This window comes from Rubritalea profundi (genome assembly GCF_002954445.1).
Taxonomy (GTDB): Bacteria; Verrucomicrobiota; Verrucomicrobiia; order Verrucomicrobiales; family Akkermansiaceae; genus Rubritalea; species Rubritalea profundi.
In genome coordinates this window covers 2,696,192-2,712,568 of the sequence record NZ_MQWA01000001.1, presented here as the reverse complement: position 1 = coordinate 2,712,568, position 16,377 = coordinate 2,696,192, and the positions used below count along the sequence as shown (strand labels likewise).

At 49.7% G+C, this 16,377-nt stretch carries 14 protein-coding genes and 2 pseudogenes; 5 read left to right on the top strand and 11 right to left on the bottom strand.

Annotated elements, in window-relative coordinates; genetic code table 11:
• Positions 1-76: 76 nt before the first annotated feature.
• A complete protein-coding gene (locus BSZ32_RS11885) occupies positions 77-1,714 on the bottom strand; it encodes a peptide chain release factor 3 (RefSeq protein WP_105043615.1) in 1,638 nt (545 codons plus the stop codon).
• A gap of 220 nt (positions 1,715-1,934) precedes the next feature.
• Complete coding sequence (locus tag BSZ32_RS11880; RefSeq protein ID WP_105043614.1) at positions 1,935-2,684, bottom strand: 3-keto-disaccharide hydrolase; 750 nt, start codon at positions 2,682-2,684, stop codon at positions 1,935-1,937.
• A 173-nt stretch (positions 2,685-2,857) separates the two neighbouring features.
• Here BSZ32_RS11880 and BSZ32_RS11875 point away from each other — a divergent pair, with 173 nt between their 5' ends.
• Positions 2,858-4,177 (top strand): DEAD/DEAH box helicase, encoded by a 1,320-nt coding sequence (locus BSZ32_RS11875; RefSeq protein WP_105043613.1) that lies wholly within the window; start codon positions 2,858-2,860, stop codon positions 4,175-4,177.
• A 103-nt stretch (positions 4,178-4,280) separates the two neighbouring features.
• Here the strand turns inward: BSZ32_RS11875 and BSZ32_RS20380 are convergent, their stop codons facing one another.
• The 4 genes and pseudogenes from BSZ32_RS20380 to rpsN form a co-directional block, all read right to left on the bottom strand.
• Positions 4,281-4,430 (bottom strand): PspC domain-containing protein, encoded by a 150-nt coding sequence (locus tag BSZ32_RS20380; RefSeq protein WP_343125953.1) that lies wholly within the window; start codon positions 4,428-4,430, stop codon positions 4,281-4,283.
• 85 nt (positions 4,431-4,515) lie between these two features.
• Complete coding sequence (locus BSZ32_RS11865) at positions 4,516-5,967, bottom strand: hemolysin family protein (protein WP_105043611.1); 1,452 nt, start codon at positions 5,965-5,967, stop codon at positions 4,516-4,518.
• 95 nt (positions 5,968-6,062) lie between these two features.
• Positions 6,063-6,323 carry an FmdB family zinc ribbon protein gene (locus tag BSZ32_RS11860; protein WP_105043610.1) on the bottom strand — a complete coding sequence of 87 codons (261 nt, stop codon included), beginning with the start codon at positions 6,321-6,323 and terminating at the stop codon, positions 6,063-6,065.
• Positions 6,324-6,433: 110 nt separating this feature from the next.
• Positions 6,434-6,702: pseudogene (gene rpsN / locus BSZ32_RS11855) on the bottom strand (30S ribosomal protein S14).
• Positions 6,703-6,860: 158 nt separating this feature from the next.
• On the opposite strand from rpsN, the gene BSZ32_RS11850 reads away from it, so the two are divergent.
• On the top strand, positions 6,861-8,030 hold the full coding sequence (locus tag BSZ32_RS11850) for a redoxin domain-containing protein (RefSeq protein ID WP_105043609.1): 1,170 nt from the start codon (positions 6,861-6,863) through the stop codon (positions 8,028-8,030).
• Positions 8,031-8,064: 34 nt separating this feature from the next.
• Positions 8,065-9,651 carry a cation:proton antiporter family protein gene (locus tag BSZ32_RS11845; RefSeq protein ID WP_165788810.1) on the top strand — a complete coding sequence of 529 codons (1,587 nt, stop codon included), beginning with the start codon at positions 8,065-8,067 and terminating at the stop codon, positions 9,649-9,651.
• 22 nt (positions 9,652-9,673) lie between these two features.
• On the opposite strand, the gene BSZ32_RS11840 is transcribed toward BSZ32_RS11845, so the two are convergent.
• The 5 genes from BSZ32_RS11840 to BSZ32_RS11825 form a co-directional block, all read right to left on the bottom strand.
• Positions 9,674-10,360 carry a hypothetical protein gene (locus BSZ32_RS11840; RefSeq protein WP_105043607.1) on the bottom strand — a complete coding sequence of 229 codons (687 nt, stop codon included), beginning with the start codon at positions 10,358-10,360 and terminating at the stop codon, positions 9,674-9,676.
• A gap of 275 nt (positions 10,361-10,635) precedes the next feature.
• The gene (locus tag BSZ32_RS20610; RefSeq protein ID WP_129589837.1) at positions 10,636-10,908 is read right to left on the bottom strand and encodes an SUMF1/EgtB/PvdO family nonheme iron enzyme; all 273 of its coding nucleotides are present in this window, start codon (positions 10,906-10,908) and stop codon (positions 10,636-10,638) included.
• Positions 10,909-11,949, bottom strand: a complete 1,041-nt coding sequence (locus BSZ32_RS11835) for a reverse transcriptase/maturase family protein (protein ID WP_165788809.1) — start codon at positions 11,947-11,949, stop codon at positions 10,909-10,911. It abuts the gene before it with no gap.
• The gene (avd, locus tag BSZ32_RS11830; RefSeq protein WP_105043605.1) at positions 11,946-12,305 is read right to left on the bottom strand and encodes a diversity-generating retroelement protein Avd; all 360 of its coding nucleotides are present in this window, start codon (positions 12,303-12,305) and stop codon (positions 11,946-11,948) included. Before avd ends, BSZ32_RS11835 begins: the two co-directional genes overlap by 4 nt.
• A 120-nt stretch (positions 12,306-12,425) precedes the next feature.
• Positions 12,426-13,355 carry an SUMF1/EgtB/PvdO family nonheme iron enzyme gene (locus BSZ32_RS11825; protein ID WP_105043604.1) on the bottom strand — a complete coding sequence of 310 codons (930 nt, stop codon included), beginning with the start codon at positions 13,353-13,355 and terminating at the stop codon, positions 12,426-12,428.
• Between the two features lie 154 nt (positions 13,356-13,509).
• Here BSZ32_RS11825 and BSZ32_RS11820 point away from each other — a divergent pair.
• Both BSZ32_RS11820 and BSZ32_RS11815 read left to right on the top strand, forming a co-directional pair.
• Positions 13,510-15,143, top strand: a pseudogene (locus tag BSZ32_RS11820) (fumarate hydratase).
• Positions 15,144-15,291: 148 nt separating this feature from the next.
• Positions 15,292-16,326 carry a M23 family metallopeptidase gene (locus BSZ32_RS11815; protein WP_105043603.1) on the top strand — a complete coding sequence of 345 codons (1,035 nt, stop codon included), beginning with the start codon at positions 15,292-15,294 and terminating at the stop codon, positions 16,324-16,326.
• The last annotated feature ends 51 nt before the right edge of the window (positions 16,327-16,377 follow it).

Here is a 16,377-nt window from a genome sequence, read left to right as displayed (position 1 = left end):
TCTTCTACGAATAAAAAAGCCCGCTCGGAGGAATCCAAGCGGGATTTTTGTTGGGTGATTTATGAGCTATTTCTGTCTACTCGTTTGCGGAGTCACGGAAGGTGAGGTGCTCGTTGCGGTCCTTGACGAAGGATACAAGGTATTTGGAGTTCAATAGAACGACCCAATTGCCATCTTGGTCTTGTGCTAGGACACATCCCGAGGTGAGGTTCACTTTGGGTGGATCTTGGGCTTTTCTTGCTGTGTCAGGCTCGTTTTCCTTGAACCATTGGACAACCGACCACGGCGGGCTTTCCACTCGGGTTTCGACTTTGTACTCCGAAAGAAGTCGCGCTTGGAGCACCTCGAACTGGAGGGGGCCAACCGCTCCCAGCATAGGGACTGCCTGAGAACTGCCGTGCACACGGTAAGCCTGAGCCACGCCTTCCTTCATCAACTGCGCCATTCCTGAACGGTAGCGTTTGATACCGGCAGTGTCATTGTTGAGGATGTAAGCGAAACACTCAGGAGTGAAGCGTGGCATCTCATTATAAACAACTTTAGAATCTGTCGTCAGGGTGTCCCCGATGAGGAAATCGTAGTTTCCAACAAGGGCTAGAATATCTCCAGCATAGGCAATATCGAGAGTTTCGCGGTCCTGACCAAACAACTTCTGGGCATTCGAAAGTCGGACTTTCTTGCCAGTGCGTTGATCGACAACCTGCATATCACGTTCAAAGATTCCGGAAACGATCCGTACGAACACAGCTCGGTCGCGGTGGCGTGGGTTCATGTTTGCCTGAATCTTGAAAACAAACCCTGAAAAGTTATCGGTATTTGGAGAGACCATTTCTCCGCCATTCACTCGACCAGCCGGAGCGGGAGCCAACTCCAGAAAGCTCTCCAGCATGTTCTGCACACCAAAGTTGTTCATAGCGCTACCGAAATAAATCGGCATCTGCTCGCCAGCCAGCACTTGTTCGATATCTAATGGTTCGGTCAGACCATCGAGCATTTCGATCTCCTGGGTCACTGCCTCATAGATATCATCATCCATAGCCTCACGGACCTGATCATCCTCGATACCGGCGACTGAAAGAGGAGCCTTGAACGCTCCGTGCGCGGTTTTCTCAAAAAGATTCACCTGCCCTTTTTGCCTATCGAAAACACCACGGAATCGTGGTCCATCACCGAGCGGCCAGTTGACTGGAGCCGGTGCTAGTTTCAGCACAGTTTCCAATTCGTCGATCAATTCCAAAGGCGGACGCGAAGGACGGTCCATTTTGTTGATAAACACGAAAATGGGGACGCCGCGCTTACGACAAACATCGAACAACTTCAAAGTCTGCGCCTGAATCCCTTTACCTGCATCGATAACCATTATGGCTGCATCCACAGCGGAAAGAACCCTGTAAGTGTCCTCGGAAAAGTCATGGTGCCCTGGTGTGTCGAGCAGATTGACGCAGTAATCTTTGTAGTCAAATTGAAGCACAGTCGAGGAAACCGAAATCCCACGCTCTTTCTCCATATCCATCCAGTCACTGGAGGTGGACTGTTTTTCTTTCTTTGATGTGACGCTCCCGGCCAAGCCGATCGCTCCGCCGTAGAGAAGCAGCTTTTCGGTGAGAGTCGTCTTCCCCGCATCCGGGTGGGATATGATCGCAAAGGTTCGGCGACGTAAAATCTCGCGGGCGGCGACGGCTGGAACCGTGCTTGTTGTAGCTAAAGTAGTCAAAGCAGGAAATCGGTAACTCGAAGCTGAGCAATTTGCAACCCTTGCTCTCGATCACCTTCGAGTAAGCTTATCAATGGCTTATGAAAACGCAACCTGTATGCCGAAAATGGATGTTTCGATTGGCGGGAAGCAATCATTGCCTAGTTCTTTCTTCAGACAATCCAAGGTCACTTGAGAAAGTCTCTAGAAATTCAACAAATGAGGCTACTTAGTGAAAACCTTACTTTTTAGTAATTGGTTTCACAACTTCCTCGGGCGTGATCACGCCACTAGGAAGTTCGATGATGCGAATGTTCCTAAAGCGCACATCAGAGCCCTCAGCCTCAAGGCAGAGATAGCCTTTTTTTTTAGAACTGTTGCGAATGCTGTTCACGAACTTGCCATTGATACTTAGGTTTACTGTCCCATTGATAGCAACGATGCTGTAATGATTCCATTCGCCTACTCCCTTACAACGAAACTCCTTAGACATACTGCGTGGACCTTTGGGATTATCAGGTCTCGGGTTGTCTGGAGTTGCAGTGAGCTTTCCAGCACCAAATAGTTCTCCTGAGATATAGCTGGGATGTGCTTTAGTTCCATTGGGCCTGTTTATCCAGTCCAGCTCTAGCATCTGAACCTCCATGCCACTTGGAAGCCTGTTGCGACCAGGGACAGCATCACACCACAGGAAGACCCCGCTATTGCCCTTTTTCTTCATGTGCTTCCACTCAATTTCCAAAATAAAATTTTCATACATTTTCTCAGAACGCATCACACCGATCGGTAACCCTGTGCAGTGCATCTCGCCATCAACAGCCTTCCAAGTGGCTTTACTGGTATTCACATCGACCCATCCTGAGAGATCTTCACCGTTGAAAAGACTTACCCATTTAGGCTGGATGACAGTGGTAAGCTTAGCTTCTTTCTTCTGTGCTGTGGCAGCGCTGGTAAGAGCCACTATCGCTAGAAGTAGTGTGAATATTTTCATGAAAAACGAGTACTCAATAATCGGGCGTGATGCACGTTTTTTAGAACTCTCTCAATAAATAAACCCAGATCTGCGGATATGACAGCGACCAATACCCTGTGCGATGCCCCTCAAAAAAGAAATGATTTCACTAGGAATTGTGTTTGGTCCCTGCCAGATCCTTATCCAGTTATATGACATTCGCTAATCTAGGGCTCTCCGCACCCATCGTTAAAGCTTTAGAGCAAAAGGGCTACAAAGAACCTACTCCTATTCAGTTGAAGGCTATCCCCGTGGTACTGAAGGGAAGAGATGTGCTTGCTGCAGCCCAGACGGGAACAGGCAAGACCGCGGCATTCACTCTGCCGATCATGCACGCTCTATCGAAGTCTTCTTCTAGTAAGCGTCAGATCAAGGCTCTTATCATCACTCCGACGCGTGAGCTTGCAGCTCAGATTCAAGACAACTTGAACCTTTACGGGAAATATCTATCGCTTAAGAACACAGTGCTTTTTGGCGGAGTGAGTGCGGGCCCTCAGATCCAAGATTTGAAATATGGAGTCGACATTGTCGTTGCCACACCCGGCCGCCTTCTGGATCTTTGCGACCAAGGCCTCTGCAATCTTGAGGCAGTTGAAATGCTGGTGTTGGACGAAGCGGACAGAATGCTCGATATGGGATTTATCAGTGACATCCGCAAGATCGTGAAGCTGCTTCCTAAAAAGCGTCAGAACCTACTTTTCTCTGCCACCTTCTCGAAAGAGATTCGCGTGCTCACCAAAGAATTCCTCAATGACCCAGTTTCTGTTGAAGTCGATAACAAGACTACCGCAGCCCAGACAGTCAAACAACGTGCCTATCGTTGTGATGGTGCTGAGAAACCAAACTTAGCCGTCACACTCATCGCTAAAGGTAAGTGGAAGCAAGTGCTCGTCTTCACCCGCACCAAGCATGGAGCTGACAGGCTCACTAAGCACCTCAACGCTTCAGTGATCGAATCGGCCGCTATCCACGGTGGAAAATCTCAGAATGCCCGTGTGCGAGCGCTGGATGATTTCAAAGCGGGCCGCATCCGTGTGCTGGTTGCCACCGATATCGCTGCACGTGGGATTGATATCAATCAATTGCCCCACGTCATGAACTACGAACTGCCCAATGTCCCCGAAGACTATATTCACCGTATTGGCCGCACTGGCCGCGCCGGACAAGAGGGTGAAGCAGTTTCATTAGTGAGTAATGAGGAGCGCGCATTCTTCACAGACATTCAGCAACTAATCGGTCAGAGCATCGAACTAGAAATAAGAAAAGGCTATGAGCCGAAAGAATGGCCAGCCCGCATGCCAACCACCCATGAAGTGCAAAAAGCACGTGATGCGCGTCGCAATAAAATGATTAAAGAACGAGGACCTCGTCCGCCTCGCGGCAGTGCTGAAAAAAGGCCCGCCAAGCGAAAGTTTAGCGGTGGGGGACGAAGTGGTTCTAAAGCAAAGCGCCCACCACGCAGCAAGGACTAACGGATTAGTCTCTCACCTCTTCTAGAGCCCGGTGGAATAAGAAAGCGACACGAAGCGTCTTTGATTCGCTTGAGAAATTACAGAAAGAACCAAGATGGTTCTTCTACGGCGCTTTCGGCATGAAGACCCATAAAATAATATATGGGATAAGTCCGATACCTGCGAAGACTACTGAACACACAAAGATCACTCTCATGATCCAAGTTTCGATATTGAATTTCTTAGCTAGAGTGTAACACACTCCGCCTATCATTGGTTCATTTGCTGACGCACTCATGCTGTAACTCTAACTAAAAATTTAGACAGGTCGATTATTAATCTATCGGTTATTTATACCTCTAGATTGCCTCAACAGGTTCAGGCTCTGGCAGTTTCCTAAAATGTACTTGGCTGACACGTCGGCCATCAGTGCTGGTCACACGCGCTTCAAAGCCCTCGACTTCACAGATTTCACCAGGTTCAGGGATTCTCCCCATCTGCTGAGTGATGTAACCACCGACAGTGGTGACCTCGTTACTATTCAAAGCAATTCTCGGCTCGTGGTCCGAAAGCTCATTGAGCGTGAGTGAGCCCTCCACCACGAATTCGCTTTTATTGACACGGGTGAATGAGCTCACCTCTTGGTCAAACTCATCTTGAATATCGCCAACCAGCTCCTCGATCACGTTATCGAGGAAAACTAGGCCAGCGGGATCACCAAATTCATCCACGACCATCGCCAAATGCGCGTGCTCTTTAAGGAAGAATTTGAGCAACACATCGAGCGGCATAGTCTCTGGAACCACCTTTAGCTCGCGCTTCACCGTCATCAAATCTGGTTGATCATCGTGTGAGAAACGCAACAAATCTTTGATATGAATCAAGCCAATAGCATTGTCGAGATGCCCTTTGATCAGAGGAAACCGTGTGTGCTTCGTATGATTTGCAATATCGAGATTCTTACGGAAAGAATCATCAACATCGAGAGCCACCACATCACTGCGGGTCGTCATGACGTCCTTCACATAAACATCATTGAGCTCCAGAGCATTGATCAGAATCTCGCGTTCAGTTTCCGTAACCTCATGCTTCTTCTCACTTTCCTCTACCAGCAAGGCCAACTCCTCAGAGCTATGCGCGTGCTCGGCCTCACTCAATGGATCAATTTTGAAAACCCTCTTCAACACGATATTCGCCAGCCCGTTGAGCCATTTGATAGGTAGATAGAAGGCTAGGAAAAAATAATCCAACCACCTAGACAGCGCTAGAGTAGTCTCTAATGGCTTGCGGATAGCGATCGCCTTCGGAATCAACTCACCAATCACCACGTGAAGCACAGTGAACAGAGCCAGCGCTGTGAAGTAGGATAGACCGCCAATAAACCTCTGATACTCACGTAGATCCACTGTGCCATCAGTCCATTCATAAAAACGATTCAACAGGAGGTAGTTCAGCACTCCCGCGATATAAGGCTCAGCCAAAAGACCTAGTGCCAATGAAGCTATCGTTATTCCCAGCTGGTTAGCAGACAAGTAGCCGTCCAAATTATCAACAATCTTACGCGCCTTTGCTGCGCGCTCTGGGAAATCTTTTTTAGCCGTATCAATCTGGCTAGGGCGCACTTTGACGATGGCGAATTCAGATGCCACGAAAAATGCATTAAGCAAGAGAAAGAACACGCACCCAAGCACAAAAAATACGGTATAAGTCACCGATGGCCACTCTGTGGGGATCTCTGTCGTGGCGGAGGATAATAGCTGCAGACTACTCTGCAGCATCATACTGTAAGGCTCAATTTCTAGTGTATTCATTAGCGATCACAACTGCCATGGTGGTTCTTTGAATCTCTGGCAGTCGCTGGGAGTGGTTGATGTCCTATCAACCCAGTTGTTGGAATTCCAACCGTTTACAATTTTTCGTAGTTTCCATCAATACGTTTTTCAAGAACTGTGAATCCAGCGTTCTTCGCATCAATAGTGGACATTGGTTTGGTGATGGTCGGGGTATTAGTCAGACTGATCACTTTTTTCACTGGGTGTTTACAAAGTGGGCAAACCTCCAAAGGGGCTCTATCCACTGGTCGTCTTAGCTCGAAACCTTTAGAACACATACGACAACTCTTACCAGCTACACCGGCAGATTTGGATATGTATTCGTATAAAGGCATATTCTAAGTATGGGTGATAACGTAGACAAAAATAAACATAAAAACGTGAGATGGGTATCTCACCATCTCACGCTTATAAAAAATTTGTGTCTATAGCACTGTAGTGCCGACTACCAAGAGGACTTGGTAACACCCGGATCATCCCGTGTGATGCAAGTTCGCGGAAAGCAATACGAGAAAGCTTAAAGCGACGTAGGAAACCGTGACGACGTCCTGTGTACTCACAACGGTTTACAACGCGTGTTGGCGATGCATCACGTGGAAGCATAGTTAGTCCAACATAATCTTTGTCTTGCTTAAGTTGCTCACGAAGTTTCGCATACTTAGCTACAGTTTTCTTTTTGCGCTCGTTCCGCGCGATCCAGCTCTTCTTTGCCATAGGGATTGCGATGTGTATCTAGAACCTCTCGTCAATCAAGACATTTTTGGTCTTTTTCTGAAGTTCTTCCTTCTAGCTGGGTGATTACTATACATAATCACCCGCGAAGAACATGTTTCTGGCCCAAGTCATTAAGCTAACTTAATTAACTACCCACTATGATCACCAAACCACTCACCGCAATAATCGCGGTAGCTAGTCTCACATTTTCAGCCACTGCGGCACCTCAGAATGTGACCACATTAGAAATCGGCGCATCAGCCCCGGATTTCTCACTCCCAGCCACCGATGGCAAAATCTACACACTCAACTCCTTTAAAGATGCTAAGTACCTTGTCGCTGTCTTTACCTGCAATCACTGCCCTGACGCCATAGCTGCGCGTGGTAAGGTCAACCAGTTCGCAAAAGACTACGCGGATAAAGGAGTCGAGGTCGTAGCAATCTCCAGCGCGTCGATGGCCGGCGTCCAGATCTGGGAGAATGCCTACTCAAAGTACAACGACGACTTTAAATCAATGAAAGCCGTGGCAAAAGAATACGAGCTGTCACACCCTTACCTCTACGACGGCGAAAATCAGACGGCCTCAATCGCCTACGGAGCAGTCGCCACACCCCACGTCTTCATCTTCGGTCCCGAGAGAAAGCTCCTCTACCAAGGACATTTTGACGACGCCAAGCGCGACCCAGGTCCAGCGAAAAAGAAAACCGTCCTCAATACGATGGATGCACTTCTAGCAGGAAAGCCCGTTCCTGAAGCTAAGACCCGCGTCTTCGGTTGCTCCACTAAGTGGAAGGGAAAGTCTGAACTCGTCGATCAATACAATAAGCAATGGAATGCCCTTCCAATCTCCGTTGAAGCTATCGATGTAGAACTCGCCACGAAGCTCGCTAAAAACGACACTGGAAAAATGCGCCTCATCAATCTCTGGTCGACCAGCTGTGGTCCTTGTGTCGCTGAGTTTCCAATGCTGGTAGAAACCTACCAACGCCATTCTCTGCGTCCGTTTGAACTCATCACTATCTCGATTGATCCTAAGAAAGATGCGGATTCAGTTTCAAGCTTCATCAAGGAACAACACCTCCCACTCGCCAGATGGACCAAGAAATCTGTGGAAAAAGAAGGACGCAAGACCAACAACTTCCATTACCGTGGTGGTGACCTCGAAGCTCTGGCCAATGCGATCGATCCAAAATGGCAAGGCCCTATCCCGCACACTCTGCTCATTGCCCCAGGAGGCACAGTAGTCTGGCGTAAAACTGGAGGCCTCGATGAGCAAGAACTCCGCGACGTCCTTATCGACGAAATGGCCAAAGCGAACATTCGCTAACCATTCCACCCTCCCCCAATCTTCTATAGCCATCATGAATGATTTAGCCTGGATCGGCCCAGCCCTCATTTTTGGTTTGGTCGCCACCCGCTTCGGCCTACCACCGATGATTGGCTACCTAGCGGGCGGTTTCTTGCTAAATCTATTCGTCGATGGCAACAGCGTGAACCTAGCAAGCATCGGCAACATGGGTGTGACACTCCTGTTGTTTTCCATCGGGCTCAAACTCGATGTTCGTTCCTTGCTAAAACCCGTGATTTGGGCGGGAACCTCACTACACATGCTTGTCACGGTGGCTCTGTTTGGCCTCGCAATTTTCTGCATGAGCTTCACAGGTGTTGCTCTGCTCGTCGACGTAGGCTTCACCACAGCCATTCTGATCGCCTTTGCTCTGAGTTTTTCCAGTACAGTCTTTGCAATCAAGACCTTGGAAGAAAAAGGAGAAATGTGCTCCCGCCATGGTCAGATCGCCATTGGCGTACTGGTCATGCAGGATATCTTCGCTATCCTATTTCTTGCCCTTTCGACAGGTAAAGCGCCGTCACCGTGGGCGCTGGCTTTGATTTTACTTATCCCATTGCGTCGATTCCTGCTCCGAGTTATGAGCGATGTCGGCCATGGTGAGCTGATGGCTCTACTCGGTCTAAGCATAGCCTTTGGCGGAGCCTTTCTCTTTGAGTTAGTCAGTGTGAAAGGAGACCTTGGAGCGCTGATCTTTGGAGCAATGCTTGCGGCTCACCCCTCTGCCAACTCGATGGCTAAAAAGCTATTGAGCTTCAAGGAACTCTTACTTGTCGGCTTCTTCTTGAGCATCGGCATGTCTGGCTCGATCACTACCGCTACAGTCCTAACAGCTAGCGTACTCGCCCTCGCAGCAGTCCTGAAGGTAGTCCTATTCTTCTGGCTATTTACCAAGTTGAGGCTTCGCTCCCGTACGGCAGTGCTGAGTTCGTTCAATTTAGCAAACTTCAGTGAGTTTGGCCTAATCGTGGCTTCCGTGGCCCTAGCCAACCAATGGCTCAGCGGAGATTGGGTGGTGGTTATAGCACTGGCACTCACCTTCACATTTATTGCCGCATCCCCACTCAACAACCACGCTCGCGCCATCTATAGCCGATACAAAACAAAGTTCGACAGCCACCAATCTGATAACATTCTACAGGAGGATTCTGCTGTCGTACCAACCGCCACTCAGATCGTCATCATCGGCATGGCCAGCATTGGCTGTGGAGCCTACGACACGCTCGTTAAGGAATTTGGCGAGGTTATAGTGGGCGTCGATACTGACTCGTCTGTTGTCTCTGGGCACAGAGAGAACGACCGCAAAGTAATTCTAGCTGACGCGACGAATGAAGAATTCTGGCATCGCCTGTCACTAGGGAATGTGAGAATGCTCCTATTGGCGATGCATGACCACGAAACCAATATCGCGGTTACGAAACTCAGCCAGCATCTGGGGGCTGTACGATTTGCAGTTTCCGATTATGACGACCAAGCTCAAGCCTTAGAATCGGCAGGGATCGACAAAGCGTGGAGCCTAAAATCCCAGGCTGGCATCCAATTTGCGGAAGATGTCATCGAGCTAGATAGCCATAAGCTGCCCCATCCCACTCACGGTTGATCTACGGTCATCCATGACGCCGCTACTCCACCCAGCCAACAGTCACAAGCCTCTTCACCTCGAACAGACATGCGCCATCTAGCTTTCCCTTAGCCTCCAGCTCCAGAGTCATGTGCTGTCGATAGTTCTTAGCTCGCAGCACAATCTCCTTCATTTTCTCGGCATTTTCTTCACCTACTTTTCCGTAGGCATAGAGAGTCTCGCCACAGTCGGGTGTTTCTAGCTGGAAGCACAGCCACTTCTTTTGATCCAGGTATTCACCTGCGTAATGACTCCCTGGTCGCACAAAAACCCGCACGAGAGCTGGATCAACACTTTCCCCGTTGGTTAGGGTGTCCCAGCTAACAGAGCAGTAGCGTGCGTAGCTATCCCAGTCCACCTTAGGTCCCTCATCAGTCTCTAGCACATTGAGCAGCCGTAGACTACCGCTGGTAAAACTCACAGCATAAGACGTCCTCTCTTTGTCTCCAAAAGTCCTGCGCATCATTTCTCGGATCTCCACACCTGGTTCTTTAAGCGCCTCTTCCGTATAACTGCTTAGATGCGTTTTCACCACTTCCCTATTTCGTACCATTGTCAGCCGTTTCTCCACATTTATCTCGGCGATAAATGCTCTCGCTACCTCTTCAGCGTTCGGTTCTTTTTGAACAATCGCCGACGCTACCACTTGCCTATCGGCAACCACTTCCTCCTCGCCTCCAGATAGCATATAGTTCCCCCTAACACCAGAGCCACCACCACAAGAATCGCGACAGCACAACCTCGTATTTCAGACTGATCCTCTTGACTATGATTATCACTCTTACTGCGCCTCCGGCGAGTCACCTCGCTCTCTGACCGCTCATTTCCTCCAGACTCATTCATATCTATCTTAAAATTCTCACATTCACTAAGCATCACGGCTTTCAGCTTATCGCTTACTCACCGCAATACCTTTTCCTATTCTTATTTGACCTAGAATGGTTACCCATCCCAGCTCTGGGGCTACCGGTGGTTCCAGAGCGCGGCACTGCCGTAGAGACACTTGTCCACTACGGTTCTCACCGTGAACATGAGCTCAGCTAGAGTCACTCTTTTAGGAGGTATCTCTATCCTGGAGCCTGCGACTCGAAAACCTATGTTGTTGTTCTCATTGCCCGGGCTGTTGTTGTTGCGGTTAGACGACTGCAGGTTGTTGGAGTTGTTGTTCCAGTTACCCCCGCGGATAACGCGCGACTCAGCTGCCGTTAGTCTCCGAAAGCCCCGACAATCTAGAATCTAGCCTCCCAGTATCCTACTACGCAAGCGCCAACTTTGCGCATGCTCGGCATGCGCTATCCATGATCTCACGGATACGCCAACCTCCTTCCACCCCAGATCACCGTGAGACACCTCGTAGCGCATCTGCTTCAGTCTTCGCTGAAATCTCCTCACACCAGCCGAGCGCACCTTCACACGCCCATCAGCACGCAGAACAAAGCCACAGAAGTCCACTCCATCAGCCGTCCTACACATCCTGTATTTGTCAGGGTGTATCACTAGCCCTTCACCCTCTAGATACTTGTGGCAGCGTTCACCTATCCTACGCAGCTCCGCCCTATCTTCTCCAAACAGCAAGAAATCATCCACATAGCGCACATATCCCTTCACTCGGATGCCTTGCTTCACGTAGTGATCAAATGCATCCATGTAGATATTAGCAAAGAACTGACTCGTTAGGTTCCCTATCGGCAGCCCCCACCGCACCGCTTTCACATCAAATAAATTACCATTCTTCCGCCATTCCTGGGTCACAGTCTCAGAATGTGATCCCACGATCAGCGCTATCAGGTTCAGCACTTGCTTGTCCCCCACCACCCGCTCTAGCTTACTCAGCAGCAAGTCATGCCGGATAGAAGGGAAATACTTCCGGATATCACATTTTAGAACCCACGCGTAGCGCTTACTAAAAAATAAAGCTCTCCGCATTCCTGCATGGGTTCCTTTGCCCGTTCTACAGGCATAGCTATCCTCGATAAAGCGTGGGTCAAACAGCGGCTCTAGCACCCTAACCAGCGCATGATGTACCACTCTATCTCTAAATGGCGCTGCCGCTATCATTCGCCTCTTAGGCTCTAGGATTTCAAAGTAATGGTACTCGCCTGGGCGGTACTCACCTGTTCGCAGCTCACGCTCTAGCTTCACTACCTCGGTCTCCCACACATTTGAGAATGCAGCCCCACTCGCTCCCGTCCTCTTTCCTGACATAGCAGCCTGTGCGGCAGCCACTAGATTATTCAGGCTAGCAACCTGGTTCCATAAATGTTTATGCCGCTTCACAGCTTGATTGAGCGTGCCCAGCCACCGACCATCCTGCCGCATTCCTCTAGCGATTGGATGCTGAAGAGGAATTGCTTCTTACTCACCAGATTTCTATCCAATGCCAAGCGCATGAGCCAGCGCACCACCTCTATTTTACGGTTTGCTTGATCTAGAAGCTCACGCTTCTTACCCTTTTCAGAGAAGGTAGCCTCTCCTAGCAGCTCGACCACCAGCACCACGGCATCCGCGAGCCTAGTCCCTAGCACAAACCTCTGATTCTTTGGGAAGCCATCCACACGGTCTAGCACCCACTTGGTGTAGTCATACCACTTTACCAGCACCACTGGCTGGTCTTTTGCTTTTTCTATCTTCATTTTACTAAAAAAAATCGCGCCGGCTTACGCCGACACGATTCCAGAAAATTTCGCCTTTCTCCTCAGCCCTTTTACCCTTCTAAAGAAAAGGGAAAAGAGACAAAGAGGAAAAGGGTAATATTATCCACGTTTACGACGCATGAGAAGACTAATGGCACCTAATACCAGCAAAGTCACTGACGATGGCTCTGGAACCGCAGCCACGGCTGCGACTCGAAAACCTATGGCGCTGTTCTCAGGGCCCGGGCTGAGGCCGTTGCGGGTAGACGACTGCAGGGCGAGGGAGTAGTCGAACCAGCCACCCCCGCGGAAAACGCGCGACTCAGCTGCGCTGTCATTTGAAGCGTCATAGCCAGACTCTGACCACTCCCAGACATTGCCGCCCTGCCCCATCGTGCCATACGCACTCAGACCACCAGCCTTGGTCACATCTGCGGGGCCTGACTGACTGTACACCGCTGTACCAGCAGCTACTCCACCACTCGTGGTAGTAGAAGCTGTGTCACTGCCTGTTGCATAATCCCAGTAACCAGCCCCACCGGACTTGTTCGGATCGTAGTAAGCGGCTTTATACATCTCATTCTCACTCGGCAGGAAGTAGTGCGCATTGCTGTTGCGGAAGCGGTTACTAGCTTCATAGCCGGCATCTCCAGAATCCCACAGCGCTATATTATCATTTCCCCCAGCAATATCGAACTGGTAAGCCGCACTGTGACCAGAACTGGTGTTGAGCCAGTTCACAAAACGCGCCGCCTCATTCCAACTCACATTAGTTGATGGACTATCCATTCCACGGTTACTTTGTGTTATATCCGGACCCGCACTCAATGCATTGTAAGAATCGATCATAGACTCACTCACCTCGTGCGTCCCCATGCGGAAATTATTGTCTACAGAACCGTAGCCAGTGCCGTCCCCTACATTTCCTGCGTTTCCAATATTCACAAAATCCATAGTGAAGGCATTGCCCCCAGTTCCGAAACTATCTGCACTAGCCATAGGAGCGGCCATCAGGGCGGCTCCATAAATCATAGGAGTTAATTTAAACATAAGATCTAGTTAGATCTAAAATATTCAAAAAATAGCACCCAAAATTTTCACTTTAATATCAGCACCGAGAAAATATTCTACCACTCTTAGGGTTTTCCATTGAAAACCCCGCCCACTTCAAACTTAATACCTCCAACCAAACACTTTCACACTGATGTCCGATAAACCATTTCACTTTCAAAAGCCATTTCCACTAGGTCCAGACCAGACCCAATACGAACTCATTTCCACCGATGGCATTTCCGTCGCCAAACTCGGCGAGCGCGAGATCCTCACCGTCGCACCAGAAGCTCTCACCCTACTCGCGAATGAGGCGATCAAAGCAATCTCCTTCAAACTCCGCCCATCCCACCTCAAACAGGTAGCGGCAATCCTCGACGACCCAGAATCGACAGAGAACGACCGCATGGTAGCCCTCACGCTCCTGCGCAATGCGGAAGTCGCAGTGAACGGAATCCTCCCTAACTGCCAAGACACAGGCACCGCCATTGTCATGGGTAAAAAAGGCGAGAACGTCTACACTGGCGCCAACGACGAGGAAGCGCTTTCTCACGGCATTTACAAGACCTACACCGAGGAAAACCTGCGCTACTCGCAGACCGTCCCACTCACCATGTACGAGGAGATAAACTCGAAGACCAACCTTCCAGCGCAAATCGACCTCTACGCTACTCAGGGAGACTCTTATGAATTTCTCTTCATCACCAAAGGCGGTGGATCAGCCAACAAAACATTCCTTTTCCAAGAGACCAAAGCGCTGCTCAACCCGAAGACACTGACTTCGTATTGCATCGCTAAAATGACAACCCTCGGCACCTCGGCCTGCCCGCCCTACCACGTCGCTATCGTCATCGGTGGCACCTCGGCTGAGATGAACCTCAAAACCGTCAAAATGGCGTCGACGCGCTACTACGACGAACTTCCAACCGAAGGCAACGAGCATGGCCAAGCATTCCGCGACATCGAGCTCGAGAAGGAACTTCTCAAACTCTCTGCCGACATCGGCATTGGCGCTCAGTTCGGTGGCAAGCATTTCGCCCTCGATGTGCGCGTCATTCGCCTACCACGCCACGGAGCCTCCTGCCCGGTCGGCATCGGAGTTTCCTGCTCGGCTGACCGCCAGGCGAAAGCGAAAATCACCAAGGACGGAATCTTCCTCGAAAAGCTCGAAACAAACCCAGGCCAGTACATCCCAGAAAAATTCAAGGACTGGAAATTCAAAGGTGTAGAAATAGATCTCGATCAAGGCATGGAGAAAACACTCAAAACCCTTTCCAAGTACCCAGTCACCACTGCTCTCTCGCTCAGTGGCCACATCATCGTTGCCCGCGACATCGCTCACGCAAAGCTCAAGGAAATGATCGATAACGGCCAAGAACTCCCAGACTACGTCAAGGACTACCCTATTTACTACGCTGGACCTGCGAAGACTCCAGAGGGGCTGGCATCGGGCTCCTTTGGCCCAACCACAGCTGGCCGGATGGATGGCTACGTGCCGATCTTCCAAGCTCAAGGCGCCTCGATGGTGATGCTAGCTAAAGGCAATCGCTCACAGCAGGTGACAGATTCCTGTAAAGAACACGGCGGCTTCTACCTCGCTCTATCGGCGGACCAGCAGCCATCCTGGCCAAAGATCACATCAAGAAAGTCGAAGTCGTCGACTTCCCGGAACTTGGAATGGAAGCTGTATGGAAGATCCGCGTCGAGGACTTCCCAGCCTTCATTCTCGTTGATGACAAAGGAAACGACTTCTTCCAGCAGCTCAACAGCTGCCCGACTTGTAAATAAGCCGCTTCATTACTAATCTGGAGAGGCGTAGATAAAGCAACGCTCAACGCATGTAACCATCTCACCCCCAATAATCGGTGAATTCAAAAAAACTGGAAGGTTCGTCTCGAATACTAGGAAAAACATTACTCAAGCATCACAAAATACGATGAAAATTTTATTCACAGCTCTCGCCAGCTCATCACTTGCTCTGACTAACCTGACAGCAGGGTCGGCTCTAAGCCTCAAACTGCCCACGGAGAACCAATACATTTTCAGTAAGACCCCTGAGAAATTCTACATGTACACGTTTAGGAACTTTGAGGGTGTTGACTCCCACCCTTGGACAGCTGGAAAGTACGGTTATGTCAGAACTCTACGCCGAACACCTGAGGGTATTATAGCCACCAAATTTCACGAAGGAATCGATATTCGCCCCATAAAACGCGACCGCTACAGCCGCCCGATGGATATAGTTTCAGCCATAGCCGACGGCAAGGTCGTCTACACCAATAAAGTTGCAGGCAACTCAAACTATGGCCATTACGTGGTTGTCGAACACGACTGGGGCATTGGACCATTCTACAGCCTTTACGCCCATCTTCAGTCGATCTCATGCAAAACTGGGGCAAAAGTCTCAGCAGGTTCACCACTAGGTAAAATGGGCTACACTGGAGCTGGTATCACACGTGAGCGCTCCCACCTCCACCTTGAACTGGGACTCTTGGCCAATAAAGATTTTGAACAATGGCATAACGCCTACTTTCCCTCCAAAAATCACCACGGACTCTATAATGGCCTCAATATGAATGGCCTCAATATTTCAGAGCTATTCATTAGGCACAAAAATAACCCCAACCTGACCCTCACATCATTCATCTCCAAGATACCAACTTATTTTAAGGTCACTATCCCTCGACGGCGTGAATTAGACCTAGCGAAACGCTATAGTTGGATGTGCCAAGGTGATCATTCAGTCATGACCCCCGCTTGGGAAATTAGCTTTGCTAGCTCAGGGTTCCCACTCGCCATCACCCCCAGCAATCGTGCAGTGATTCGCCCAACTGTGACTTACGTTAAGCCCACTCAGTCAAATCATAAATACCACACCAAAGGAATCCTTACTGGTACTGGCAAACAGGCCACACCCACTAGCCTAGGGAAACGAGTCATCAGCCTTATGACAAGCAGCTTCTTAGACTAACCCCAGCTCGGCAACCGGTATAACTTTTCCCTTTATCCTTTCCCCTTCTTT